The sequence below is a fragment of the Bacillus haynesii genome (assembly GCF_014042035.1).
GTDB classification, from domain to species: Bacteria; Bacillota; Bacilli; order Bacillales; family Bacillaceae; genus Bacillus; species Bacillus haynesii.
On record NZ_CP059494.1, the window covers coordinates 3,630,833 to 3,655,969 of the forward strand.

Sequence of the window (25,137 nt, forward strand, 5' to 3'; positions counted from 1 at the left end):
CGGGGTGTTATCAATGGAAAAAGTACTAGTGACAGGCGGATGCGGATTTATCGGCTCGCATATTGCTGAACAGCTTCTGAAAGAAAATTACCAGGTTTCAATTCTTGATAATTTAACTACGGGACACCGCTCCAACATTGACGGTCTCCCGATTGACTTTTATGAGCAGGATATAACAAAGCCGGAAGTCATCGACGTCATCAAAAGCATTGATCCCGATTATATTATTCATTTAGCTGCACAAGTAAGCGTAGCGGAGTCTGTCAGCGATTTTTTAAATGATGAAAACATCAATATCAGGGGATCGCTCCATATCATTAAGGCAGCGGGTGAATGCAACGTGAAAAAGATCGTTTTTGCATCATCAGCAGCTGTTTATGGAAATCCGGATTATCTGCCTGTCGACACCCGTCATCAAACAAATCCAGGCTCACCCTACGGGCTGACGAAGCTTACGGTGGAGAACTACTTAAAGCTGGCCTATGATTTGTATGGAACCGAGTATTGCATTTTGCGGTACAGCAATGTATACGGGCCGCGCCAGGACGCAAAAGGAGAGGGCGGCGTCGTATCGATTTTCTCCGATTTGCTGACAAGCGGCAAGGCTCCGGTGATTTTTGGAGACGGAGAACAATCGCGCGATTTTATTTATGTCGGTGATGTGGCTTCTGCCAACGTTAAGGCGCTCAAAGCTCAATCAAACGTTTGTTTAAACGTTTCGAACGGCTTTTCGATCACAGTAAATGAGCTGTTTGCAGAGATGAAAAAAGCGACGAACTCGGCGCTGTCTCCGATTTATCAAGATGAAAGACCAGGGGATATCCGCCACAGCACACTGTGTAATGAAGAAACAAAGAAAATTTTAAACTGGGAACCAAAAATGTTGCTCGCTGAAGGACTGGAAAAGACCATTTCATATTATAAAAAAGAAATGAATACGTAAATCACTGGCTGCTGGCTGATGTCGGCAGCCCTTTTCCAGAAAGAAGCGGAAGGAGGGGGAAAAATGAGTCTCAAACGTTCCGCGGTCAATGTTCTGGTTTGGCTCGCCGCATTGACCGCAGGGTTAGCATTCGTTGTATTGGCCCAATCCAATGCAAAAAAAATCCTGCTGGCGTGTCTAATTTTGATTGCGCTGGCTGTGATCGTTGTGCTCCGGAAGTATTTGTCATCCGAGCAATTGCTGATGCCCGTATTATATCTGCTCATCGCTGCAACTTTTGCCAACAATGCTTTTTTTGCGATTAAATTGGGCTTTTTCAGCCTGTTTCCATATCGAATTCTTCTGATTCTGGCAGGATTCTTATTCATAGCGGAAATGTTGAAAGGCAGCCAGCACCTTGAAAAGTGGAAGCAAGTGCATGTCAAAGGGATCCTGATGTTTTTCGCGTTTTGGTTCTGCTATGGAATGATTTCGCTGCTTTGGGTCAAGTCTGCTACTGATGGCATAAAATATCTGTTCCTATTGGCAATGGGAATGTTTTTTGTTTTTCTGATTGTCATGTTTTTTCAAAAAATGGATCGTATTCTTGCGTTTTATTACATATGGCTGGTCATGACCGTATTTTTAATGGTCATCGGGTTTTACAACCACTTTACGTTCAACCACCTGCCGAGCTCGACCCTTTATAACGGGCCGCACTATAAACAGCACTATCCGACATCCGTTTTTTTCAATCAGAATGACTTTGCGACATTTCTGTCCATTAGCTTTTTCTTTTATTTATCTTTTTTCAAAAACATTAAAAACAGCTACTTAAAAATAGCGGGATTGATCCTTGCGTTCTGTTCGGCCTACTTGATTTTCCTGACTGGATCAAGAGCCAGCATTCTGGGAGTCATAGCCGGACTTGCCGTTTATGCGTTCATTTTGCTGCCAAAGGTGCTTAAAAAATGGGCGCTCATCGCCGCAGCTGCAGGATGTATCGCTTTTGTCACACTGTTTGCAGGAAAGATTACCGGAGCTTTTTATACATACTTTTTGGCTCCGCAAACCACACACGATTTCAGCGAGCCGCTGCCATCCAATGTTGCAAGGGCGAATTTGTTGAAAAACGCCGGGCATTATGTGCTGGATACTTACGGATTTGGCGTCGGCGCCGGCAATGTGCCTTATTATTTGGAGCATCATGCATTATTCGATACGGACCAGGTCGTGGAGGTTCATAACTGGGTCGTTGAGATCATGACGAACTTTGGAGTTGTGATGATGCTCGGTTATTTAACGATGTACATTTATTTAATAACCGTGCTTTACCGATTTTATAAAAGATCGCTTGGAAGGCGGCCAAAGCTTCTCATTGAAGGTTTGACAGCCGCTCTCGTTGCCTTCCTTGTGTCAAGCATCAGTCCGAGTTCCGTCTCGAATTTATATTTCCATTGGGTGTTTCTCGCGCTTGTGATTGCGACGGTTAATACCTTTAGAATCAGCGGAACGGATGACACTGAACAGTATAGATGATTTTTGAAAATCGAATTTAAAAACAGGGAGAAATTCATGTGATGAATTTAATCAAACGTATTGTTGGTAGAGTGAAAAAGTTTATTGTGGCGATTATTGCGCTTCCTCTTATTCTTGGTCTTGTCGGCTATTTTATGCCGAAGGGGAGCGTTGCTCCGTCTGATTACACGGCTACTGTAACGATATCAACCGGGAACTACGGAGAAGCGAAGTACAACAATGCAAAGCAAGTGCCGCTGCTGTTGAAAAACGAAGCTTTTTTAAAGGACATTTTCCCGGAGATGCCGGAAGAGGATCTGGCGCAGTTGAAAGACGATCTGGCGATTGACATCAGAACGGACTCACTTTTTAACTTAAGCTATACAGGGTCTGACAAACAGGAAACATTGGACACTTTAGGTAAAATCAAAGATGCCTATATGAAAGGCGATAAGGCGCTGTTCTCAAAAAGGGAAGAAGTCATCGAAAAGAATATTAAAGCGCTTGAGGGCGAAACAGTCAGCGCTGATTCCAAAGTTGATAAACAGCGGTTTTTGTATGAGCTTGAAACAAGCAAGCTTGATATGAAGGCTGGTGAAGAAATTGAGCCTTTGATCGTGCTTGATAACCAGGCTGCCGGCATGTCGCCTAAAAAAAGAGCGGTATTGGGCGTACTGATCGGTTTGGCGCTGTCATTTTTTATCATTGTCGTTCCGGAAGTTTTCAGAGAACGTTAAATTTTTAATTGGGGATGTGGATCAGGACCATGACGAGGCAAAAACCTTTAATCTCTGTCATTACGCCTTCCTATAACGCGGAGGAATTTATCGAAAAAACCATTCAGTCCGTCTTAAATCAGACGTTTTCCGACTGGGAATTGATCATTGCCGATGATTGCTCAACAGATGGGACAAGAGACATTTTGAAGCGCTATGAAGAAGATGATGAGCGGATCCATGCCATTTTTCTGAAAGAAAATCAAGGCGCTGCAGCGGCGCGAAATGCGGCACTCAGCAAAGCCGAAGGGCGCTATGTCGCCTTTTTGGATAGCGATGATGTGTGGAAAGCAGAAAAGCTGGATAAGCAGCTTGCCTTCATGAGGAAGCATCAGCATGCTTTTACATTTACGGCATACGAGCTGATCAGCCAAGACGGCGAACCGCTTCATAAAACCATTCATGCACCCGTGAGCCTTACATATGATGATGTATTAAAAAATACGATCATCGGCTGTTTGACGGTGATGATTGACAGAGAGCAAACAGGTGATATCCGGATGCCGAATATTAGAACCCGTCAGGATTTGGCGACATGGCTGTCCGTATTAAAGCGGGGGTTCAAGGCATACGGACTGAACGAACCACTCGCCGAATACCGCATCGTTGAAACATCGATCTCCAGTAACAAATGGAAGGCGGCGCGAAAAACCTGGTATGTGTACAGGGAAATCGAACGCCTTCACTTGATGAAAGCGACATGGTGCTTTTTCCATTACGCTAAGAACGCAGTAAAGAAAAGATTATAACGGCATTGACAGAAAAGGTGATTGAAAGTGAAAGCAGATCAAATCATACACGTCATAGTAGCAACAGGTGAATGGGGGCAGGATCAGCTAAGATACAGAAGGCACCGCCTTGCTGAGTTTTTGGCCGGCCGCAAGGAGACGAAGGAAGTCATTTGGGTCTGTCCGTCTGAAAATCCTTCCCGCGAGACATTTACATTGCTTGACAACGGAATCAAGCAATTTGCAGTCAAAGATTTCTTGAAAAAGAAAATATTCAGGTTTGCCCGCTACAAGGATGTTTTCTATCAAAGCAAGCTGAAGCCGCTGCTTGACCGGCTGAAAGAAGACGTTCAGGGGGAAAAGGTGTGCTTATGGTACACATTCCCCGGTTTTCCGCAGCTGTCATCGCTTTATCAATGGGATCAGGTCTTCTATGACTGCAGTGACCTGTGGGCGGCACCGATCAGCGGAAAAAAAAGCCTTGTCTCAGGATTCAGGCAAAAGGTCATTTCTAAAGCCGAAGGCAGAATCATCAATGCAGCCGATATGATTTTTTGCACTTCCGAATATTTGAACCAAAACATAGCTGACCGGCTTCAAGGAGAGACAAAGCCGGTTTTTACAATCGAAAACGGTGTGGAGTACAGCTTGTTTGCGAAAAATAAGCAAAAAGCGGATGTATTGAACGGAAGGGAAGGCACCGTCCTCGGCTTTATCGGCGGAATCAAGCCGAAGCTCGATTTTAAGCTCGTCAAAGAAGCTGCCAAAACCAAAAAAGAGTGGACATTTTTATTTGTCGGTCCTGACGGGACAAACGGAGACGAAGATTTTAAAGCGCTTCTTGAAGAGGATAATGTCATTTGGACGGGCCCCGCCGCGCCGTCGGAAGTACCAGCTTATATGAATGTAGTCGATATCGGTATCATGCCGTATAAACCGTCGCCATATAATAATGCGGTATTTCCTTTAAAGCTGTATGAATTTTTGGCTGCCGGAAAGCCTGTCGCCGGTATGAACCTCCCTTCAACGAAAAAGGTTGAACAGGAACATGTTTACCGTCATCTAACAGGAAACGACCCCGCTGAATTTACAGCGCTGTGTGAAGAGCTGGAGCTTGCGCATGATGATGTCTCCCATGTGGAACTGCGCAGAAAGATCGCACGTGAAAGAGACTGGCATCATCTATTTTTAACGATGCTTGATAAATTGAACTTGAATAAAGATGCATAATTTGCGGCGGGGGATATTAATTCGTGATGTTTCTTTTGGCTGGAGCTTGTTATAATAAATAATGAAATTGTATAATGAAAAGGTATGATCTTTTATACGACCAGACTTCATTTAAAAAGGAGACTTCCTTATGTCTTATGAACGCACTATACTTGCGTTTTTTGTCTCTCTCATTACTGTTTTAATTATTACTCCGCTTGTCAAACGTCTAGCAATCAAATCCGGGGTCGTGGATCAGCCGGATAAACGAAAGATACATGATAAAGTAATGCCGAGAATGGGCGGTTTAGCCATTTTTATAGGAGTATTGACCGGTTCGTTTGCCGGCGGCCTTTATGAAAACAGAATAACAGCAATTACACTCGGTGCTTTTATGATCGTCATTTTAGGCATTGTAGATGACAAATACAATTTAAGCGCGAGAATTAAATTTATCGTTCAAGTATTAGTAGCCTGCATCATCGTCAGTACAGGCTTAAAAATGGAATTTTTATCGATTCCGTTTTGGGATCTTCGCTTTGATTTGGGGTGGCTTGCATACCCACTGACAATTTTATGGATCGTCGGGATCACCAATGCCATCAACTTAATCGACGGATTGGACGGACTGGCTGCGGGTATATCCGTCATCGGCCTTTCGACGATTGCCGTCATGGCTTTTTCTGCCGACAAAATCTTGATCTTCTCTTTGTCGCTGGTTGTCATCGGAAGCACGGTCGGTTTTCTGTTCTATAACTTCCACCCGGCGAAAATCTTTATGGGAGACACGGGCTCGCTGTTCTTGGGCTATGTGATCTCGGTTCTGTCGCTGTTGGGGCTGTATAAAAGCGTGACTCTGTTCAGCGTCGTCATTCCGATCATTATATTAGGAGTGCCGATATTTGACACGACATTTGCGATCATCAGGCGGATTTTAAACAAGCAGCCGATTTCCGCTCCCGATAAATCGCATATTCACCACAGGCTGATGGCCTTTGGCCTGTCCCATCGGAAAGCCGTCATCGTCATTTATTTAATCGGCGTCGTCTTCAGCTTGAGCGCTATTCTTTTAAAAACCGCAACGCTCTGGGTGTCCATCTTCATCATCTTCGGCTTAATCCTGTTCATGCAGATCATCGCAGAAGTGACAGGCCTTGTAAATGAGCAGTACAAGCCTTTTACGAAGTTTTACAGGCGGATGGTGAAGAGGAATTAAATGTGCACAAAAACCCCTGGTTTCCAGGGGTTTTATTATTGCCGCATCTCAGGAAGCCTCATAATAATGGTTGACGTTTTTAAGTTTAGTCCTTGCTTGACTAAGACTCTATGAAAAGGAGAATTTTTTATGGATGATCGTCACCTTGGACAGATCGAACAAATAATGAAAGCACTGTATAAATCCTGGTCTTCAGATTCAAGTTCAAAATGGAGTCAGGATAACCCTGCAAAGGGACAATGCGGCGTAACCGCCTTAGTCGTAAATGATATATTAGGTGGAGAAATAAGGAAAACAAAGCTGCCTGAGGGGTGGCATTTTTATAATTTTATCAATGGTAAAAGATATGATTTAACGGTTTCTCAATTCAAAGAAGACATCCTGTATATGGATATTCCCTCAAATAGAAACGAGGCATTCTCAGATACCAACGAAAAACAGTATAACTATTTAAAGCAAAGTGTTATCAATCATTTGTCGTTTTCAAATAGTAAGTTACATTAGTTTAATAAGAAAGGGGAACCTTTAATATATAAAGAGTTCCCCTTCATTTTATTCAATTTTTAATATTCAACAGAGCAGATCAATAAGAAGAAGCAGACGATTCAGCTGAGCTGTCCGTCCCGTCAGCGGTTGCTGAAGATTCAGACGATGTTCCGCTCGAATCAGCAGTTGAGTCCGGATATAAATGATGGGTCAATTCATTTTGCACGTTTGCCAGGTTTTGCTGGTCAGGCTCAAAGTAGTAAACATCTGCAATCGTAAGATCTTGTCCTGTGATGTTTAATGTTTTGATATCATCGCCGGCAAAGCCGCTGTAAATTTGCTGAAGCGCCAGCGCCTGTGTGATTCTGAAATTCGTCTGAATGTTTTTGCTTGCTTTTTGGGCAATTGTATCAATTTTAGCGAGGTTTTGCGGTTTTGAGATTTGATCAAGAGCGGCTTTTAAAATTTGCTTCTGTCTGTCGTTTCTCCCGAAGTCTCCCCGCTTATCCTGTTTTCTCATCCTTGCGTAGGCAAGAGCTTCCTCTCCATTTAGATGCATGTTTCCTTTTTTAAAATAGATTCTCTTCGATTTGGAGACATCGCTTTTTTCACTAAAGTCAAACGGCACGTCGACATCGATTCCGCCGATTTCATCGATGACATCTTTGAACCCGTCAAAATCGACCGTTGCATAGTAATCGATCGGAATTCCGAGGAAGTCCTCAACGGTCTCGATCGTTTCATCCTTGCCGCCTTTTGCATAGGCCGCATTAATTTTTGTTTTTGTACCGGTTGTGTCGCTGGCCAAATGAACTCTTGTGTCCCGCGGAATGCTCAGCATTTTCATCGACTTCTTTTTAGGATCGAGCGTCACGACAATCAGGGAATCCGTCCGTCCGTGCTCGCCGTTTGTCGAATAATCTTCAACACCCATAAAAAGAATCGAGAACGGCTTTTTTTGAATATTAACGACATCGTCCCTGAGCTTTGACTTCTCTCCACGCTCAAGCTCATCATAAGTGCCGTCAGCCGCGGAAATCGTGTTAATAATTTTATATATGCCCACTCCGCCGACTATGAGAAGTGCGAGCAACATAAGGACTATAAACCGTTTAATCAGCTTTCTCTTTTTATTCTTTTTTTTCCGCACTTTCACTTTAATACGCTCAGCCATATGATGATTCTCCTTTAATTGTTAAAAGCTTCTTCCAAATAGACTTGAATGCCTTCTCTATTCTCACTCTTGCCATTTGTTAATTCGGTTATCCATTCCGTAAATGCCTGTTTTTCGCTTTCCTTGACATACGTTTCAAATTCGACATCGTCGGCATAATGAATGTCTTTTATTTGATAAGGGGACTCGCGAAGCTCGTTTTCAAGCTTGCCGATCCATGTATAGTTCACAGTCGTGTGCATGACCCGCATCAGCTTTCGTTCGACAACGCCGACATGGTTCAGCCCCTCTGACACGGATTTTCCGTAAGCCCGTATCAGTCCTCCTGCGCCGAGTTTAATACCGCCGAAATACCTCGTCACAACGGCGCACGTATCTTTAAGATTGCGTTTCTTCAAAACTTCAAGCATCGGAACTCCAGCTGTCCCGCTCGGTTCTCCGTCATCATTCGCTTTTTGAATTTGATCATTTTCTCCTATGACGTAAGCCGAGCAATTATGAGTTGCATTCCAATGCTGCTTTTTTATGTGATTGATAAAGTTCTGTGCTTCTTCTTCAGTACTGACGCGGCTCAAGTGGCATATAAACCGGGATTTTTCAATCACGATTTCATGGGTCCCTTCACCTGCAACAGTGAGATAACTTTGCAGCATGCCTGCTTACCTCCTGACAAGCCATGCGGCTGTTCTCCTAAATATCGAACAGACTTAGAATTTTGGCGCATATTTTGTTATGATTAAATAGAAATGGATCGGTAACCATAAAAAAACCAAAAAACCAGAATACGCATTCTTTCATTATAATTCGACACGAATTTCAGTTCAATGAAATTTATGATAAAACTAAATGACAATGCTGTTACGGAGGGAAAATGGGTGAGTGTTTCCAAAATGGACTCCAAAGTTTTAGATTCAATCATTATGAAGATGTTAAAAACGGTTGACGGGAGCAAGGATGAGGTCTTTCAAATCGGAGAGCAGTCCCGTCAGCAATACGAAGGCTTGGTAGAAGAGCTGAAACAGATTAAACAGCAGGTCAACGAAGTCATCGATCTTGGAGACAGGCTGGAAGTGCATGCCCGCCATGCGCGGAACCGCTTGTCAGAGGTCAGCAGAAACTTTCATAAATTCAGTGAAGAAGAGATTCGCGAAGCTTATGAAAAAGCCCACAAACTGCAGGTTGAACTGACGATGATCCAGCAGCGGGAAAAGCAGCTGAGAGAGAAGCGTGATGATCTGGAACGGCGCCTTTTGGGGCTTCAGGAAATCATCGAGCGTTCAGAAGGGCTTGTCAGCCAGATTACCGTAGTCTTAAACTATTTAAATCAGGATCTGCGTCAGGTCGGTGTTCTCCTTGAAGATGCGCAGGCCAAACAGGACTTCGGCCTGCGGATTATCGAAGCCCAAGAGGAAGAAAGAAAAAGGGTCTCAAGGGAAATCCACGACGGTCCTGCGCAAATGCTGGCCAACGTCATGATGAGATCTGAGCTGATCGAACGCATCTTCAGAGACAAAGGAACAGAAGAAGGCTTTCAGGAAATTAAAAACCTCCGGCAAAACGTCAGAAATGCTCTTTATGAAGTCAGAAGAATCATTTATGATTTAAGGCCGATGGCTTTAGATGATTTGGGATTGATACCGACGCTCAGAAAATACTTGAACACGATCGAAGATTATCATGGAAAAGCAAAGATTCATTTCCAATGCATCGGAGAATCCGAAGAAAGAAGAATAGCACCGCGGTTTGAGGTGGCACTATTCCGGCTTGCACAGGAAGCAGTGACAAACGCCTTAAAACACTCCGAATCAACTGAAATTCATGTTAAAGTAGAAGTGACAAAAGATTTTGTGACGCTGATTATCAAAGACAATGGAAACGGCTTTGACTTAAAAGAAGTAAAAGGCAAGAAGAACAAATCTTTCGGTCTGCTAGGTATGAAAGAAAGAGTCGATTTGCTCGAAGGCTCAATGACAATCGATTCGAAAATAGGTCTTGGGACATTTATTTTGATTAAAGTTCCACTGTCTTTGTAAAGATAATTGTAAAATAGAGACAAAAGACATATTGACCATAAAAGCGGTGTGTTTAACAATGAGAATGGGGAGGCGTAGCTTGTGACTAAAGTAAATATTGTAATCATTGATGATCATCAGTTATTCCGTGAAGGTGTCAAACGGATTTTGGATTTCGAACCTACCTTTGAGGTAGTGGCCGAAGGAGACGACGGAGATGAAGCGGCTCGCATTGTCGAGCACTACCATCCTGATGTTGTCATCATGGATATTAATATGCCGAATGTGAACGGAGTAGAAGCGACAAAACAACTGGTCGACTTGTATCCGGAATCAAAGGTTATTATTTTATCCATCCATGATGACGAAAACTATGTTACACATGCATTAAAAACAGGAGCCCGCGGCTATCTGCTGAAAGAAATGGATGCCGATACGCTGATCGAAGCCGTGAAAGTTGTGGCTGAAGGCGGATCTTACCTGCATCCTAAGGTTACGCATAATCTTGTGAATGAATTCCGCCGCCTTGCAACAAGCGGTGTATCATCTCACGCTCAGCATGAAGTGTATCCGGAAATCCGGAGACCTCTTCACATTCTTACAAGAAGGGAATGCGAGGTTCTCCAGATGCTGGCGGACGGAAAAAGCAACCGCGGAATCGGCGAATCATTATTTATCAGTGAAAAAACGGTTAAAAACCACGTCAGCAACATCCTTCAAAAAATGAATGTAAACGACAGAACGCAGGCTGTCGTTGTAGCCATTAAAAACGGCTGGGTAGAAATGAGATAAAGGTGGACTTGCCATAAGGCAGGTCTTTTCTTTTGGCAGAAAATCAAACTTTATAATGAAAAAAGCTGCTTTTTCTTTTAGAATAGAAAAGAGTATCTTTCATAAGGAAGGTTTATTTCATGAAAACAGCAGTAGTAACAGATAGCACGGCATATATACCTAAAGACCTGCGTGACCGCTACAATATTTATATGATACCTCTCAATGTGATCTTTGGAGAGACTTCATACAGGGAAGAGATCGATATGAGCTGGAAGGACTATTACAAAGAAGTAAAAGCTCACGAAAATCTCCCGACGACTTCCCAGCCCGCGTACGGCGAGCTGATTTCTCTCTATGAAAAGCTCGGAGAAACATATGATGCGGTCATCAGCATCCATCTTTCCAGCGGCATCAGCGGAACATTCAACAGCGCTGTATCAGCAAGCGGTATGCTTGATGGAATTAAAGTGTATCCGTTTGATTCGGAAATCAGCTGCATGGCTCAAGGTTTTTATGCGATCGAAGCGGCTGAGATGGCGGAAAAAGGAGCGGTTCCGGAAGAAATCATTCGCCACTTGGATCATATGAAAACCTCAATGAGGGCTTATTTTATGGTTGACGACCTTTCACATTTGCAAAGGGGAGGACGTCTGAGCGGCGCCCAGGCTTTTGTCGGAAGCCTTTTAAAAGTAAAGCCGATTTTGCATTTTGAGAACAAGCTGATCGTTCCCTACGAAAAAATCCGGACGAGAAAAAAAGCGATGAACCGTTTATTTGAGCTTTTTGGTGAAGATGCCGAAAAAGGAAAGCCGCTAAGAGCGGTTGTGATTCATGCCAACCGTGAAGAAGAAGCCGATCAAATAATCGAAGAATTGTCGCAGAAATATGCACATGTCGAATTTTATAAAAGCTATTTCGGGCCTGTGATCGGCACCCACCTTGGTGAAGGAGCAATGGGTATCGCCTGGTATACAGTATAAAAGCCAATCTCCGTTTTGCAAAACGGAGATTTTTTCTTTTTCAACGGTTTTGGAGGGGGATTTTTAGATTTTGACTGTTTTACAAGAAAACATCGATGATAGATACTGGATGGCAGATTGGAGGTGATTCATATCGAACATCCGGCAATCTATTCCCGTGAATTGCGGTCATGTATTGAGCAGCGTCACCTTCTGAAAAGTGAACTTCCTTTTCCGGAATCTGTCATTGATTGGCATATCCAAGAAGGCTTGATAAAAACGGAGGAAGGCATTAAAAAAACGAAGAGGGGCTTTATTTGCTTGAGGTGCGGCCAGCACGAACGCTCATGTTTTGCTCGATATCCTTGCTATAGGTGCAGTAAATGTTGCGTGTACTGCCGGTCCTGCGTCATGATGGGCAGGGTGAGCGAGTGTACGCCTCTGTTGACTTGGCACGCGCATGGCAGACATGAATGGGCGCCTGTTCACAAAGAGTGGAAAGGCACGCTTTCAGCAGGTCAGGAAAAAGCGGCCAAATCCATTATCGATGCTATACGAAGGAAAGAGGAGCTTTTAATCTGGGCGGTTTGCGGGTCGGGGAAAACAGAACTTCTCTTTCAAGGGATTGAATTCGCGCTGAACAACAGCTTGAGAGTATGTATCGCCACTCCGAGAACAGACGTCGTGCTCGAGCTTGCTCCGCGGTTTCGCCAAGCCTTTCCAGGGGCGGAAATTGCCGCTTTATACGGAGGGGGCTCAGACGTTGGGGCCCTCTCGCCGCTTATCATTTCAACTACCCACCAGCTGCTCCGCTATAAAGAAGCATTTGACGTGATCATTATAGATGAAGTGGATGCTTTTCCGTATTCTATTGATAACACGCTGCAATACGCTGTTAAAAAATCGGCAAAACGGCAAAGCGCACACATCTATTTGACCGCCACGCCTTCTGCGGATATGAAGAAAAGGGCTGAGAGCGGAAAGCTGCACACCGTCTGTATTCCCGCGAGATTCCATCGCAGCCCGCTGCCTGAACCTATATTGATTTGGTGCGGAGATTGGAAAGGGAGTTTGAAACGAAGAAAAGTTCCTTTTCGCCTCAAAAAATGGCTTTTTAAGCACCAGGAACTGCAGCATCCGGTTTTTTTATTTGTTCCCTCTATCCCTGTTCTTAAATCCGTGGTCAGTCTGCTGAAAAAGGAAACATTTCGCGCTGAAGGAGTTTATGCCGAAGACCCTGACAGAAATGAAAAAGTGAACCAATTTAGAGAAAGTAAGCTTGAGGTGCTCGTGACAACAACGATTTTGGAAAGAGGAGTGACCGTCAAAAAAGCGCAGGTTGGAGTATTGGGGGCAGAGTCGGAGGTTTTTACTGAAAGCGCCCTCGTCCAAATGGCCGGAAGAGCCGGCAGGCATCCCGAGCACACAGCTGGGGACGTCTGTTTCTTTCATTACGGCAGGACAAAGTGGATGAATGCGGCACGGCGTCATATTCAAAATATGAATAAAATGTCTAAAAAGGAAATGTTGATTGACTAGTCTGATATTCATGGTAAAGTATACCTATGAATATAAATTGAGGAGCGGTGCCGGATGCTAGTCAATGCCAAAGAAGCTGTTTTGGAAGAGTTGTTTGATCAGTATATCGATCAGTTGCACATGAGCTGTACGTGCAGCAGGTGCAAGGAGGATGTGCTCGCCTTGGCTTTAAATGCAGTAAAACCGCAATATGTAACAGATGAGTCGAAGCTGGCTTACATAAAAGCAGAGCTCGTTGACAAACAAAAGAATACATCAATGCTCGTCACCTTGGCTGAAGCTGCCAGAAAGGTGAATGACAACCCGCTTTGCGAAAGCAATCGAAAAGGGAGGGAATAAACTGAATTGCTTAATTTGTGAAGCGCCTCTTTTAGATTCTCTCTCATGGCATGCTTTTTTCTTTTTACGATCAGAAGAGAAAATATGCAGGGCATGTAAAGAGAATTTTATCAAGATTAAAGGAACCGTGTGCCCTAAGTGTGGACGGCCCCAGGAGAGCGAAGAGCTGTGCGGTGACTGCGCAAAATGGGAAGCTGATCCGTTAACCCGCTCTCTTTTGAGGCAAAACCGCTCTGTCTATCTCTACAATACCTTCATGAAAGAAGTCCTTGCCCGTTTTAAGTTCAGAGGTGATGCTGAACTGGTCTTCGCTTTTGCTCCTTCATTCATCAATGCTTTCCATCAATATTGTCGCCGCACCCCTGCTGTTTTGGTTCCGATACCACTCAGTGAAGAACGTAAAGCGGAGCGGGGATTTAATCAGGCGGAGCGGCTTGCTTCCTTATTAAAAAGACCCGTTATTCATCCTTTGATCAGAATCGAAAATGAAAAACAATCCAAAAAAAGCAGAAAAGAGCGGATTAAGCCAAAAACCGTTTTTAGAACCGAAAAGGGATCAGTAAAGAATCTGGATATCATATTGATTGACGACTTGTATACGACAGGGGCGACCCTTCATCATGCCGCTGATTGTCTGATGACATCCGGAGAGGCAAAATCTGTATCATCATATACATTAATTAGAAGCTAAATCATTTTTCTTCCCTGCCGATATAAAAGATAGAATTTAAGGATAGGGGTCAAAATTTATGAATCAATTGGCGAATTGTCCAAGATGTAACGCATTGTTTATGAAAAGCAGTTTTCAAACCGTTTGCGCTTCATGCGTGAAAGAAGAAGAGCGTGCGTATGAAACCGTTTATAAATTTCTGAAAAAACAGGAAAACCGGCAGTCTACAATGTTTCAGATCGTAGAAAAAACAGGTGTCGAAGAAGAGTTAATATTGAAGTTTATCAGACAGAAACGCATTCAAATCTCCAATTTCCCGAATCTCGGCTATCCGTGCGAAAGGTGCGGCACGCTTATTCGGGAAGGGCGTTATTGCATGTCATGCGAGCAAGATTTAGCATCGCAAATGAGTCAATTAGACCAGCTGGAGCAGCTTGAAAAACAGAAAAACAATAGTTCTAAAGGCACGTACTATACCTTTAAGCCTAAAAATGACTGATTCCCTAAACTAACTTGAAGCTCAGACGATAAAATGAGTATGATCATAGATAACTATGGCGGAAAGTGAGAGGAATCCCATGAAGATCAACCAATATGGAACACAACCTGTTAATCCTTATCATAAATCATTTGAAAAACAAACAGCTTCTTCACAGGGTGCAGCCCAGCCGGAAGATAAAGTTGAGATTTCTGCGAAAGCAAAGGAGCTGCAAAAAGGCCCTGATTTAATGAAGGAGCGTCAGGAGAAAATTGCCCAGCTGAAAGCAGCCGTTGAGAATGGAACGTACAAAGTGGACGGCAAAGGCATAGCTGAAAAAATGGTCAATTTTTATAAACAGCAATAAAAGGAGGAAGTCAGTTCAGTGAAACGGGTGATTGAAGAGCTGGAGCGCTTATGCGTGCTGCATGAACATCTGCTGTCTCTGTCGGAACAAAAAACGGAGGCCCTGAAGACGAACGAAATAAAGGCACTTTCAGAAATCGTGACGAAAGAACAAAAGTATGTGCAGGCCATTGAACAAACGGAGCAGTCCCGCATTGAAGCAACTAAAAGCTGTATCGGCAGCTCGGACGCGACCATCAGCGCATGTATCAGCAAAGCTGCGGGCGGCGAGAAAAAGGTGCTGGAACAGCTGTATGCCAAGCTCTCACAGCTCGTCATCCGTTTAAAGGATGTGAACGATTTGAACAAGCAGCTGACTTTTCAGTCGCTTCAATTTATCTCGCTTACATTTGATATGCTCCTTCCGAAAGAAGGCGGTTCGAATTACGGAAAAGAGCAGCAGTCAAACCAGACAGGCGGGACAAAACGGCTTTCTTTATTCGACTCAAAAGCTTAGAACGGAGTGAAAAAGATGACAAACCCAACTTTTTTAGGGCTGGAAATCGCCAAAAGAGGCTTGTCCGCGCAGCAATCAGCTCTGAGCGTGACAGCAAACAATATATCTAACGCCAATACCGAAGGGTATTCAAGACAGCGTGTCACATTTAAAGCGTCAACCCCTTATCCGTCCGTTTCAAGAGACTCTGTCGGGCTTGCCGGTCAGATGGGTACAGGCGTTGAGATCGGTTCGGTTGAACGGATCAGAGACAGCTTTCTGGACTATCAATACCGGACGCAGAATACAAAGGCCGGCTATTACAATGCAAAAGTGGACGCTTTTAACCAAATGGAAGGGATTATGAATGAACTGAACGACACCGGACTAAACAAAGTTCTGAATTCATTCTGGAATTCCATTCAGGAATTGACGAACAACGCCCACGAGCCGAGCGCTGCTTCTGTTGTTGGACAGAAAGGGCAGGCAGTCGCTGAGACATTTAACACTCTGTATGAATCGCTGACAACCGTTCAATCAAATTTAGGCGACCAGATTGATCAAAATGTGATGACGATCAACTCGCTTCTGTCACAGCTGAACAGCTTAAACGAGCAAATCGCCAAAGTCGAGCCGAACGGCTATCTCCCGAATGATTTGTACGATAAGCGTGATCAGCTCCTTGATGAACTGTCTTCAATGGTTAATATCAAAGTCAGCTATACGAAAACCGGCGGCAATCCACTTGCAACCGCTGAAGGCATTGCGTCAATAGAAATCCTTGACGTAAACGGCCAGTCTCTGGGCAAGGTTCTTGACGGACCAAACTTTACGACTGAAACTGTCAAAGTGAATTACGACAACGATACAGGCCTTGTGACGGGCGTTTCCCTCGGCGGGACGGATATCGGGATCGATTCGTTTACTGGCAAAGGGTCCCTGCTCGGTTTAATCGAATCTTACGGATATATGTCAAACGGTGAAGAAAAAGGTTTGTATCCTGAAATGCTCGCAGATCTGGATACGATGGCGCTTGCTTTTGCGAAAGAGTTTAATGCAGTCCATCAAAGCGGGTTTACTTCATCGGGAGAACCGGGAGGCATCTTCTTTGAATTTACCGGGGGAGAGGCTGAGCCTGCAAAGGGAGCTGCCGGCAAAATTAAAGTAGCCGATGAGATCATGAATTCAAAAGGCGACAAAATTGCAGCATCGCTGAATGGTGAAGCGAGCGACAACGCCAACGCGACAAATCTCGCTAATGTCTTCACCAAGAAAATTCAAATCGGCGACAAAACGACGACCGTTTTAGACTATTACGCAGGCATCATCGGTGAAATGGGCGTAAAAGCTCAGGAAACCAACAGGCTGGCCAAAAATACAGAAACGCTTGTAAACACGGCTGAATTGAACAGACAGTCTGTTAGCGCCGTATCATTAGATGAAGAAATGTCGAACATGATCCAATTCCAGCATGCTTATAACGCGGCTGCGAGAATGATTACGCTGCAGGACGAAGTCCTTGATAAGATTATTAACGGCATGGGTGTCGTAGGAAGGTAGGTAGAGTTTCATGCGGGTAACCCAAGGGATGATCGCAAAAAATTCTTTGCGCTACATCAATTCAAGCTATGGAAAGCTGGATAAGCTTCAATCCCAGATTTCTTCAGGAAAAAAGATCACAAGGGCATCTGACGACCCAGTCGTCGCAATGAAAAGCCTGAAGTATAACACACAGTTGTCCCAGGTTAAACAATACCAAAGCAATGCCTCGCAAGCTTTTACATGGCTTGAAAACACGGAAACGAACATTACTGAAGGCATTGATATCATGGGGAAAATCAGGGAGCTGACCGTTAAGGCTCAAAACAGTACAAACGGCGAGGATGAATTAAATGCGATCGGGGTCGAAATCGGCCAACTGAAAGATCAACTGATTCAGATCGCCAATACGCAGGTCAACGGCCGCTACCTTTTTAACGGAACGAACTCTGACGTCGCTCCGATCACAAAAAACGCCGATGGTACTTACACATACAATTTTGAAAACTATACAAGCAGCTCTGACGTTCTCATCAATGTTTCGCCAAACGCAACCTTAAATGTAAACTCAAATCCGATTTCGGCTTTCGGCGGACAGTCAAGCAGCGGACAAAACGTCTTTGAAATGATCGAGTCTCTCGAGAACGCTTTAAAAGCGGGAACAATGGAAGGGATGGAAGACGCACTCTCAGATATTGATCAGTTCTCCAATCAAATGAGCAATGAGCGGTCTGATATCGGAGCGCGCTACAACCGGCTTGAATTGATCAATGCGCGGCTGAGCGAACAGGAAGAGACGGCGACAAAGGTATTGTCAGACAACGAAGATGTTGAGCTTGAGGAGATCATTACCGAATTTATTACACAGCAATCGGTTCACAGAGCTGCACTTGCCGTCAATGCGAAAATCGTTCAGCCGACACTGGTTGACTTTTTAAGATAAAAGCGACTCTACCCGAGTTGCTTTTTTTTCAGCAAAAGGAGGATATCATAATGGAGATGCCGAGGCTGATCATGCAAAATATCCCCGGCCGCATCGGTTTAACTACAACGCCACCGGACTTAAAAATGGAACAGCCGCAAGCCGACTTGAAAATCGAGCAGCCGCCGGCCGAACTGGAGATGACAACCACCCCTTCAAAGCTCACGATTGACCAGACAAAAGCTTGGGAAGACTTAGAAAGAAAGCATATATTTAAAAGGATTGAAGAAGGGGCGCAGCAAGGCTATCAAGATTGGCTCGCCGGAATGGCGCGGACCGCTGAAGAAGGAGACGAAATGATGCGGATCGAAATCGAAGGCAATCCGCTGGCAGACCAGGCGAGGCGGAACAGCGAGCCTGAACCGATTCAAATCGGCGTTCATTTTACGCCGTCATTTGACAGGGTGAAGATCGCCTATGAACCTGCTAAAGTGAACATTGAAGCGACGCCGCACAAGCCAATCATCGAAGCAACGCCGAATAAACCGGTTGTTAACTATATGCCAGGCAGTGTGAAGGTTGACATGCTCCAATATCCGGAGGTAAAAATAGATGTGGAATACCCAAAACAAAAGTAATTCAGCAAAGGATCGTGAATGATGATCATTAAAACGAAGTATCACGGAGAAACGCAAATTCAAGAAGACCAGACAATCGTGTTTAAAAACGGCCTGCCCGGATTTACAAGCGAGAAGAAGTTCGTCATCCTGCCGCTGTCCGAGGATTCGCCGTTCGTCGTCCTTCAGTCGGTGCAGTCGGAAGAGCTGGCATTCATTGTCGCCAGTCCGTTCGTCTTTTTCAAAGATTACGGCTTTGATCTTGATGAAACGACGGCTGAACTTCTTGAAATCGAATCTGCCGAAGACGTTGAAGTGATGGCGATTTTAACGATCGAGGAGCCATTCGAAAAATCAACAGCCAATTTGATGGCCCCGATAGTGGTGAACCGCAGAAAAATGCTTGCCAAACAAGTGATTTTGCATGACTCTTCTTATCAGACAAAGCAGCCGATAGGAGGGGAAGCATGCTAGTCTTATCCCGCAAGCTCAATGAAGCGATTCAAATCGGAGACGACATTGAAGTGAAAATCATATCCGTTGACGGAGACCAGGTGAAAATCGGCATCGACGCGCCGAAGCATATCGAAATTCACCGCAAGGAAATCTATTTGGCGATCCAGGAAGAAAACAGCCGCGCCGCTTCCATCTCAAACGATTTGCTTGCGAAATTATCCTCACAAAAAAAGTGAGGATTTTTTTATTTTTGCTATAAACAATTTTAAGGCACCTCCGATATAAAGTATGTAGCAGGAAGGACAGCCTGAATGCTTCAAACATGCACATGGACGTGCAATTAAACACATTTCAAGGAGGAAATACACAATGAGAATCAACCACAACATTGCGGCGCTTAATACGCTGAACCGTCTGTCAGCAAACAATGGCGCAAGCCAAAAGAACATGGAGAAACTTTCTTCAGGTCTTCGCATCAACCGTGCTGGAGATGACGCAGCAGGTCTTGCAATCTCTGAAAAAATGAGAGGACAAATCCGCGGTCTTGAAATGGCTCAGAAAAACTCTCAAGACGGAATCTCTCTTATCCAAACAGCTGAAGGTGCATTGACTGAAACCCACGCGATCCTTCAACGTATGCGCGAACTTACTGTTCAAGCAGGAAACACTGGAACACAGCAAGCTGAAGACCTTAGTGCAATTAAAGATGAAATGGATGCACTAATTGAAGAAATTGATGGTATTTCAAACCGTACTGAATTTAACGGTAAAAAATTGTTAGATGGCACTTTCAAAGATACTGGTGATCCGGCAACTACAAAAAGCTTAGTGTTCCAAATTGGTGCTAATGCTACTCAACAAATTTCAGTAAACATTGAATCAATGTCAGCTACAGATCTAGGAACAGATAATACTGCTCTTAACATCAAAAATCTAGACGTAACAAAATTTGCTACTAACGAAGCTGCTGCACCTAATGACGGTTTCGACGCACAATTGAAAGTCGTTAACGATGCGATCAACCAAGTTTCTACACAACGTGCTAAACTTGGTGCGGTACAAAACCGTCTAGAGCACACAATCAACAACCTTGGTGCTTCTTCTGAGAACTTAACAGCTGCTGAGTCTCGTATCCGTGACGTTGACATGGCTAAAGAAATGAGCGAGTTCACTAAGAACAACATTCTTTCTCAAGCTTCTCAAGCTATGCTTGCTCAAGCGAACCAACAGCCGCAAAACGTTCTTCAGTTGCTTCGTTAATTGCTTAAAAAAGACCTTGGTTTTTGCCCAAGGTCTTTTTTTTTGTAATATCAAACCAAGTAAATTATTAAATCCTTTTTTGTAATATTAGAAAAGAGACACTCAATCATTGACCTTAGAGTGTCTGAACACAGAATGTCTATTAATTAGTGAATTCGCTAATAATAAGTGTTCTTGTACCACTTAGTGCAGAATTCTTCCCTTTTATATAGTAGAGGTGATCCGGTTCGGTATAAACTGTTTGAATTTCTTGTTGTAGCGAGTAATCTACACTGGAAGAGGCAACTACTCTATTTCTTCCATCCGGAGTAATTTCGTAAAGTGAACAAGTACCACCACCTAGACGTGTTGCATAATAAAATATGCACCGGAAATCGCCTTCCCCAACGCCACGAAAAATATCAGCGCTTTGGCGAACTTCACCAGGGTATACAGCTACTCGAGCCAAAACTGCTGCCTTCGAAGACGAGTAAAAACTAAATGACAATACAAAGGCTATTGCCAGCGACACAAATATTTTTTTCATGAACAAATCCCCTTTCTTGTAGATATTGTCAGTTCAATTATAACATTATAATAAATGACAAATTTGAATATTTATTGAAAGATATTTTCGTATCCAAAAGGATTTTATAATGGCTATCATAAGGAAGTTTTATCATGGTCTTTATTCTTAAAATATACTGTGAGTGGCTAGTTTCTATCTACCTTAATTAATTTTTTTCCATAAAGATATTTAATCTCATTCGCCCTTAGCCGATATAAGTTTTAGATCATAGCATAGGGGATGGTAAAAATTGTCGATCGGTAGATTGTCATCTTTAGAACCCATAATTGATGCTTACAAAACACAGATGATGAATAAACAATCTGAAGCTGTGGAACGCCCGCAGCAGACGGACGCTGCAGAATTTACATTTGCTCAGCTTGAAAAAACCGTACAAGGTGCAAACAACCTTTTGGAGCCGTCGCAAGTCCACCTTCAGTTTGTGCTTCACGAAAAATTGGGAGAGTATTATGTGAAGGTCGTGGACAATCGGACGGAGGAAGTCGTTCGTGAGATCCCGCCAAAAGAGTGGCTCGATTTTTATGCAGCGATGGCGGAGTTCATGGGATTAATTGTCGATAAAACTACATAGAACAGGAGTGTTAGATGATATGGCGATCAGAATATCAGGTTTAGCTTCAGGGATGGATGTAGACGATATTGTCAGCAAATTAATGAAAACGGAGCGCGTCCCGCTCGATAAGCTTACACAAAAGAAACAGACTTTGGAATGGCAGCGTGACAGCTATCGTGAAATCAATACGAAAATTAAAGATTTGCAGGAATCAATCAACCTTATGCTCCGTCCCAGCACATACGGCGCGAAAAAGGTGACAAGCTCTAACGAGTCGGCTGTTACGGCAACAGGTACCACGAATGCGGCATCAGGCACGATCCAAGTCAACAAGCTCGCAACTGCTGCCACCTATAAATCTTCTAGCCTTTCAGGGTATACGGGGAGCGATCAAACGTTAACTTTTCAAGTGACATCTCCTGGAGAAACGACTGCGAAAAAGGTTGAAATCAGCGTCAGCAGCACAGATACGCTGGATGACATCGTTTCCAAAGTCAACAAATCAAATTTGGGCGTAACCGCTATGAAAGAAAAGATTTATAACGGTTCTGAATATGTGGAAACGATCGCTTTTACATCAAAAGCAACCGGGGCAGGGGGCAGCATACAGGCAGCTGATGATGGTACGGCGAACTTTATGTCCAATCAGCTCGGATTTTCGCTTGACGCCGATAACAAGCTGACAGCCAGCCAGGTCGGTCAAAACGCCGAAGTTGTCATCAACGGATTGCAGATTGAGAAGACAACGAACAACTTTACCGTTAATAATGTGACATATCAGCTGAAAAATACGACGACCAGCCCCGTTTCGCTTGATGTAGCGACTGATGTAGACGGGATTTATGATAAGATCAAAGACTTTGTCACAAAGTACAACGAACTGATCGATATGGTCAACGGCAAGCTCACGGAAAAGAAATACCGCGACTATACACCGCTGACAGAAGAACAGAAAAAAGATATGACGGAAAAGCAAATTGAGCTTTGGGAAGAAAAAGCGAAAAGCGGATTGTTAAGGGGCGACACGATTTTAAGCGGCGCCACCAACCAAATGCGGACTGATTTTTATTCAAATGTGTCTGTGAACGGCGAATCGCTGCAGCTCACTCAGTTTGGAATTACGACATCAAGCGTTTACAGTCAGCGCGGTCATTTAGAGATCAATGAAGAAAAGCTGAAAGCGAAAATTAAAGAAGATCCGGACAGTGTGGCAAATCTCTTTATGGCAGGAACAAGCAGCACTGAAAACTATAATGAAAAAGGTATCATGAGAAGACTTCAGACTGTTTTGACCGATACGAAAAAGCAGATTGAGGATAAAGCCGGAAATTCAGCAATGACAAACAATCAATTTACAATCGGGAAAAACTTGAATACAGTTGAATCTGACATTTCGTCAATGAACGCCCGCCTGAAACAAGTCGAAAATCGCTACTACACAAAATTCACGGCGATGGAAAAAGCGATTCAAAAAGCGAACGAACAATCGACATACTTATTACAAATGCTTGGACAATAATATTGTGGAGGATCAAGAATGGCTTTAAACAACCCGTATGCAGCTTACCAGCAAAATTCAATCAACACGGCGACCCCTGGAGAATTGACGCTTATGCTATTTGACGGCTGCCTTAAATTTATGAAGCTGGCGAAACAGGCGATTGAACAAGAGGATATGGAAACGAAAAATACGAACCTTGTCAAAGCTCAAAAGATTATCCAGGAGCTTAATATCACCCTTGACCGGAAAGTCGAATTGGCTGCGTCAATGGGGGCGATGTACGAGTATATCCACCGCCGCCTGGTTGAAGCGAACATTCACAATGACAAAGATATCGTGACGGAAGTCGAAGGGTATGTTAAAGATTTACGCGATGCCTGGAAGCAGGCGCTTCAAATCGAACGGCAGGGCCGGTTCGGATCGGGCGGGCTGGCATAATGGAAAAGATTGAGCTGCTATACAGCGAAACAAAACAAATGCTCGCTCAAATAAAAGACGCCCCGGAAAGCGATGAGCTGGTTCAGGCAATTGAAGATTTTCTTGAAAAACGCGATGGCTTGATCAAAGAGATCAAGCCGCCTCTTTCTGAGACAGAAAAGCAGCAGCTGCGGCAAGTGACGGATATGGAGCCATTGCTCATGGCCGAGCTGAAAAGGCTGCAGCAGGCTGTCAAACAGGAGCTGCTTCAGGCGAAGCAGAAGCGTGCCATGCATCATTCTTATATCAATCCGTACGCCAACATGACGATTGACGGCACATATTATGACAAGCGCAAATAGGTGATCGCTTTGACAAGCACCGACGATTACATGCTCTTAACGACTTATTATCAGCTTTTGTTTACGATTGAAGAGGGGTTTTGCTATTTAATAGAAGCGAATCAAGATTTGGCAAAGACAGAAGGAGAGCGGATTTTTAACGATTTAATCTATGCTTTTTTTCAGTTGGATTCGTCGCACGCTGTTTTGCTGTCGATTTTGGAGACAAGCTGTGCCAAATCTTCGATTCGCTTTTTTGACAGAGTCTTTCGTGAATTTGACAGCTTGATTTACTACAATTATCCGTCTGCCGAATTTCAGCATGACTTAACCCATCATTTTTTACCGCTTTATCGGGAATGGATGAACACGATCCACCAATGCATGAAACCTTACGTCATCCATTAATGGCATACATCTGAACGGCTTGTGCAGGTGTATGCCTTTTTTTTATAAAGTAAAAGTGGCGTTCTGATTTTATTCGCGTGTGAATATATTTAAGATTTAATAAAGGGGGTCAGATGGAAGGAGACAATCTTCGTCAAAATTCACGGATTTTTCACATAATTTTTACGTTTATGCAGGAATTCAGCAGGGAAAAGACGAAATGTATTTACATATCCTTAATATAAAGGAGGCGTTCTTTTGATGGAGTACAACGTCAGAGGAGAAAACATTGAGGTAACACCAGCGTTAAGAGAACACGTCGAGAAGAAAATTGGAAAGCTTGAACGTTATTTTGAAAATAACGTTGATGCGATTGTTCACGTCAACTTGAAATTCTACAACGATCAGGAATCAAAGGTGGAAGTGACAATTCCAATGACAGACCTCTCTCTCCGTGCGGAAGTTCACCACGAAGATATGTACAATGCAATCGATCTCGCAACGAACAAATTGGAACGTCAAATACGCAAGCATAAAACAAAAGTTAACCGGAAATTCCGCGAAAAAGGTTCTCCGAAGTATGTTTTTGCAGAAGGAAACGGCATCGGAACGGCCGTGCAGGATGACATTGAAGATGAACAGCCGCAGGTTGTCCGTCAAAAGCGCTTTAATCTAAAACCGATGGATAATGAAGAAGCGATTTTACAAATGAATATGCTTGGACACAGCTTCTTTGTATTCACGAACGCCGAAACCAATCTGACCAATGTGGTCTACCGAAGAAACGACGGAAAATACGGTTTGATCGAGCCGAACGAATAAATATATCAAGTCCCCTCCCGGATCTTCCGCAGAGGGGATTTTTTCCGTTTCCCCGCGGTAAATTGTTTGGAAATGACAAAAGGTATGATATGATATTGCATATATAAAAATTA

Annotated in this window: 31 protein-coding genes; 28 read left to right on the plus strand and 3 right to left on the minus strand. The window is 43.7% G+C overall.

What is annotated here, in order from left to right:
* Nucleotides 1-13: 13 nt before the first annotated feature.
* From H2R00_RS17880 to H2R00_RS17910, 7 genes are all read left to right on the plus strand, one after another.
* Nucleotides 14-943, plus strand: coding sequence for an NAD-dependent epimerase/dehydratase family protein (locus tag H2R00_RS17880; RefSeq protein WP_182069978.1), 930 nt, complete (start codon nt 14-16; stop codon nt 941-943).
* 63 nt (nt 944-1,006) lie between these two features.
* Nucleotides 1,007-2,461 carry a teichuronic acid biosynthesis protein TuaE gene (gene tuaE / locus H2R00_RS17885; protein ID WP_182069979.1) on the plus strand — a complete coding sequence of 485 codons (1,455 nt, stop codon included), beginning with the start codon at nt 1,007-1,009 and terminating at the stop codon, nt 2,459-2,461.
* A 41-nt stretch (nt 2,462-2,502) separates the two neighbouring features.
* Nucleotides 2,503-3,177 (plus strand): teichuronic acid biosynthesis protein TuaF, encoded by a 675-nt coding sequence (gene tuaF / locus H2R00_RS17890; protein ID WP_182069980.1) that lies wholly within the window; start codon nt 2,503-2,505, stop codon nt 3,175-3,177.
* A gap of 29 nt (nt 3,178-3,206) precedes the next feature.
* Entirely contained in the window at nt 3,207-3,965 is a 759-nt protein-coding gene (gene tuaG, locus H2R00_RS17895; RefSeq protein ID WP_182069981.1) for a teichuronic acid biosynthesis protein TuaG, read from the plus strand.
* Nucleotides 3,966-3,992: 27 nt separating this feature from the next.
* A complete protein-coding gene (tuaH, locus tag H2R00_RS17900) occupies nt 3,993-5,174 on the plus strand; it encodes a teichuronic acid biosynthesis protein TuaH (protein WP_182069982.1) in 1,182 nt (393 codons plus the stop codon).
* 130 nt (nt 5,175-5,304) lie between these two features.
* The gene (locus H2R00_RS17905) at nt 5,305-6,369 is read left to right on the plus strand and encodes a glycosyltransferase family 4 protein (RefSeq protein ID WP_154999577.1); all 1,065 of its coding nucleotides are present in this window, start codon (nt 5,305-5,307) and stop codon (nt 6,367-6,369) included.
* Nucleotides 6,370-6,498: 129 nt separating this feature from the next.
* Nucleotides 6,499-6,873, plus strand: coding sequence for a YunG family protein (locus tag H2R00_RS17910; protein ID WP_182069983.1), 375 nt, complete (start codon nt 6,499-6,501; stop codon nt 6,871-6,873).
* A 79-nt stretch (nt 6,874-6,952) separates the two neighbouring features.
* Here the strand turns inward: H2R00_RS17910 and H2R00_RS17915 are convergent, their stop codons facing one another.
* A complete protein-coding gene (locus tag H2R00_RS17915) occupies nt 6,953-8,029 on the minus strand; it encodes an LCP family protein (protein ID WP_154999579.1) in 1,077 nt (358 codons plus the stop codon).
* A gap of 14 nt (nt 8,030-8,043) precedes the next feature.
* Nucleotides 8,044-8,682, minus strand: a complete 639-nt coding sequence (locus H2R00_RS17920) for a YigZ family protein (RefSeq protein WP_076788730.1) — start codon at nt 8,680-8,682, stop codon at nt 8,044-8,046.
* A gap of 222 nt (nt 8,683-8,904) precedes the next feature.
* Between H2R00_RS17920 and degS the strand changes: the two genes are divergently transcribed.
* The 15 genes from degS (at nt 8,905) to hag (ending at nt 20,435) form a co-directional block, all read left to right on the plus strand.
* Nucleotides 8,905-10,062 carry a two-component sensor histidine kinase DegS gene (degS, locus tag H2R00_RS17925; protein ID WP_003185733.1) on the plus strand — a complete coding sequence of 386 codons (1,158 nt, stop codon included), beginning with the start codon at nt 8,905-8,907 and terminating at the stop codon, nt 10,060-10,062.
* 81 nt (nt 10,063-10,143) lie between these two features.
* On the plus strand, nt 10,144-10,833 hold the full coding sequence (gene degU / locus H2R00_RS17930; RefSeq protein WP_003185730.1) for a two-component system response regulator DegU: 690 nt from the start codon (nt 10,144-10,146) through the stop codon (nt 10,831-10,833).
* A 119-nt stretch (nt 10,834-10,952) separates the two neighbouring features.
* On the plus strand, nt 10,953-11,795 hold the full coding sequence (locus H2R00_RS17935) for a DegV family protein (protein ID WP_182069984.1): 843 nt from the start codon (nt 10,953-10,955) through the stop codon (nt 11,793-11,795).
* 123 nt (nt 11,796-11,918) lie between these two features.
* Nucleotides 11,919-13,313, plus strand: a complete 1,395-nt coding sequence (locus tag H2R00_RS17940) for an ATP-dependent helicase ComFA (protein ID WP_182071113.1) — start codon at nt 11,919-11,921, stop codon at nt 13,311-13,313.
* 54 nt (nt 13,314-13,367) lie between these two features.
* A complete protein-coding gene (comFB, locus tag H2R00_RS17945) occupies nt 13,368-13,652 on the plus strand; it encodes a late competence protein ComFB (RefSeq protein WP_182069985.1) in 285 nt (94 codons plus the stop codon).
* The gene (locus H2R00_RS17950) at nt 13,609-14,343 is read left to right on the plus strand and encodes a double zinc ribbon domain-containing protein (RefSeq protein ID WP_182069986.1); all 735 of its coding nucleotides are present in this window, start codon (nt 13,609-13,611) and stop codon (nt 14,341-14,343) included. Before comFB ends, H2R00_RS17950 begins: the two co-directional genes overlap by 44 nt.
* Before the next feature lie 58 nt (nt 14,344-14,401).
* On the plus strand, nt 14,402-14,821 hold the full coding sequence (locus H2R00_RS17955; protein WP_154999584.1) for a TIGR03826 family flagellar region protein: 420 nt from the start codon (nt 14,402-14,404) through the stop codon (nt 14,819-14,821).
* A 79-nt stretch (nt 14,822-14,900) separates the two neighbouring features.
* Nucleotides 14,901-15,167 (plus strand): flagellar biosynthesis anti-sigma factor FlgM, encoded by a 267-nt coding sequence (flgM, locus tag H2R00_RS17960; RefSeq protein WP_003185713.1) that lies wholly within the window; start codon nt 14,901-14,903, stop codon nt 15,165-15,167.
* An 18-nt stretch (nt 15,168-15,185) separates the two neighbouring features.
* On the plus strand, nt 15,186-15,662 hold the full coding sequence (locus H2R00_RS17965; RefSeq protein ID WP_106071063.1) for a flagellar protein FlgN: 477 nt from the start codon (nt 15,186-15,188) through the stop codon (nt 15,660-15,662).
* 15 nt (nt 15,663-15,677) lie between these two features.
* Nucleotides 15,678-17,201 (plus strand): flagellar hook-associated protein FlgK, encoded by a 1,524-nt coding sequence (flgK, locus tag H2R00_RS17970; RefSeq protein WP_176276612.1) that lies wholly within the window; start codon nt 15,678-15,680, stop codon nt 17,199-17,201.
* A 10-nt stretch (nt 17,202-17,211) separates the two neighbouring features.
* Nucleotides 17,212-18,123, plus strand: a complete 912-nt coding sequence (gene flgL / locus H2R00_RS17975) for a flagellar hook-associated protein FlgL (RefSeq protein WP_182069987.1) — start codon at nt 17,212-17,214, stop codon at nt 18,121-18,123.
* Between the two features lie 50 nt (nt 18,124-18,173).
* Complete coding sequence (locus H2R00_RS17980; protein ID WP_182069988.1) at nt 18,174-18,740, plus strand: DUF6470 family protein; 567 nt, start codon at nt 18,174-18,176, stop codon at nt 18,738-18,740.
* A 21-nt stretch (nt 18,741-18,761) separates the two neighbouring features.
* The gene (gene fliW / locus H2R00_RS17985) at nt 18,762-19,193 is read left to right on the plus strand and encodes a flagellar assembly protein FliW (RefSeq protein ID WP_182071114.1); all 432 of its coding nucleotides are present in this window, start codon (nt 18,762-18,764) and stop codon (nt 19,191-19,193) included.
* Nucleotides 19,187-19,411 carry a carbon storage regulator CsrA gene (gene csrA / locus H2R00_RS17990; protein ID WP_003185697.1) on the plus strand — a complete coding sequence of 75 codons (225 nt, stop codon included), beginning with the start codon at nt 19,187-19,189 and terminating at the stop codon, nt 19,409-19,411. The genes fliW and csrA overlap by 7 nt, the downstream gene beginning before the upstream one ends.
* 133 nt (nt 19,412-19,544) lie before the next feature.
* Nucleotides 19,545-20,435, plus strand: a complete 891-nt coding sequence (hag, locus tag H2R00_RS17995; RefSeq protein ID WP_146874673.1) for a flagellin Hag — start codon at nt 19,545-19,547, stop codon at nt 20,433-20,435.
* Between the two features lie 142 nt (nt 20,436-20,577).
* Here the strand turns inward: hag and H2R00_RS18000 are convergent, their stop codons facing one another.
* Nucleotides 20,578-20,961: a hypothetical protein gene (locus H2R00_RS18000; RefSeq protein ID WP_182069989.1), complete on the minus strand. Its 384-nt coding sequence runs from the start codon at nt 20,959-20,961 to the stop codon at nt 20,578-20,580.
* A gap of 271 nt (nt 20,962-21,232) precedes the next feature.
* On the opposite strand from H2R00_RS18000, the gene flaG reads away from it, so the two are divergent.
* The 6 genes from flaG to hpf all read left to right on the plus strand — a co-directional run bounded on the left by flaG (nt 21,233) and on the right by hpf (nt 25,024).
* A complete protein-coding gene (flaG, locus tag H2R00_RS18005) occupies nt 21,233-21,574 on the plus strand; it encodes a flagellar protein FlaG (protein ID WP_152846406.1) in 342 nt (113 codons plus the stop codon).
* 19 nt (nt 21,575-21,593) lie between these two features.
* Complete coding sequence (locus H2R00_RS18010; RefSeq protein ID WP_182069990.1) at nt 21,594-23,075, plus strand: flagellar hook-associated protein 2; 1,482 nt, start codon at nt 21,594-21,596, stop codon at nt 23,073-23,075.
* A gap of 18 nt (nt 23,076-23,093) precedes the next feature.
* On the plus strand, nt 23,094-23,495 hold the full coding sequence (gene fliS / locus H2R00_RS18015) for a flagellar export chaperone FliS (protein ID WP_043926679.1): 402 nt from the start codon (nt 23,094-23,096) through the stop codon (nt 23,493-23,495).
* A complete protein-coding gene (gene fliT / locus H2R00_RS18020; RefSeq protein ID WP_182069991.1) occupies nt 23,495-23,836 on the plus strand; it encodes a flagellar protein FliT in 342 nt (113 codons plus the stop codon). The genes fliS and fliT overlap by 1 nt, the downstream gene beginning before the upstream one ends.
* Nucleotides 23,837-23,845: 9 nt before the next feature.
* Nucleotides 23,846-24,223 (plus strand): DUF8042 domain-containing protein, encoded by a 378-nt coding sequence (locus H2R00_RS18025; protein WP_043926677.1) that lies wholly within the window; start codon nt 23,846-23,848, stop codon nt 24,221-24,223.
* A 240-nt stretch (nt 24,224-24,463) separates the two neighbouring features.
* Complete coding sequence (gene hpf / locus H2R00_RS18030) at nt 24,464-25,024, plus strand: ribosome hibernation-promoting factor, HPF/YfiA family (RefSeq protein WP_043926676.1); 561 nt, start codon at nt 24,464-24,466, stop codon at nt 25,022-25,024.
* Nucleotides 25,025-25,137: the final 113 nt, after the last annotated feature.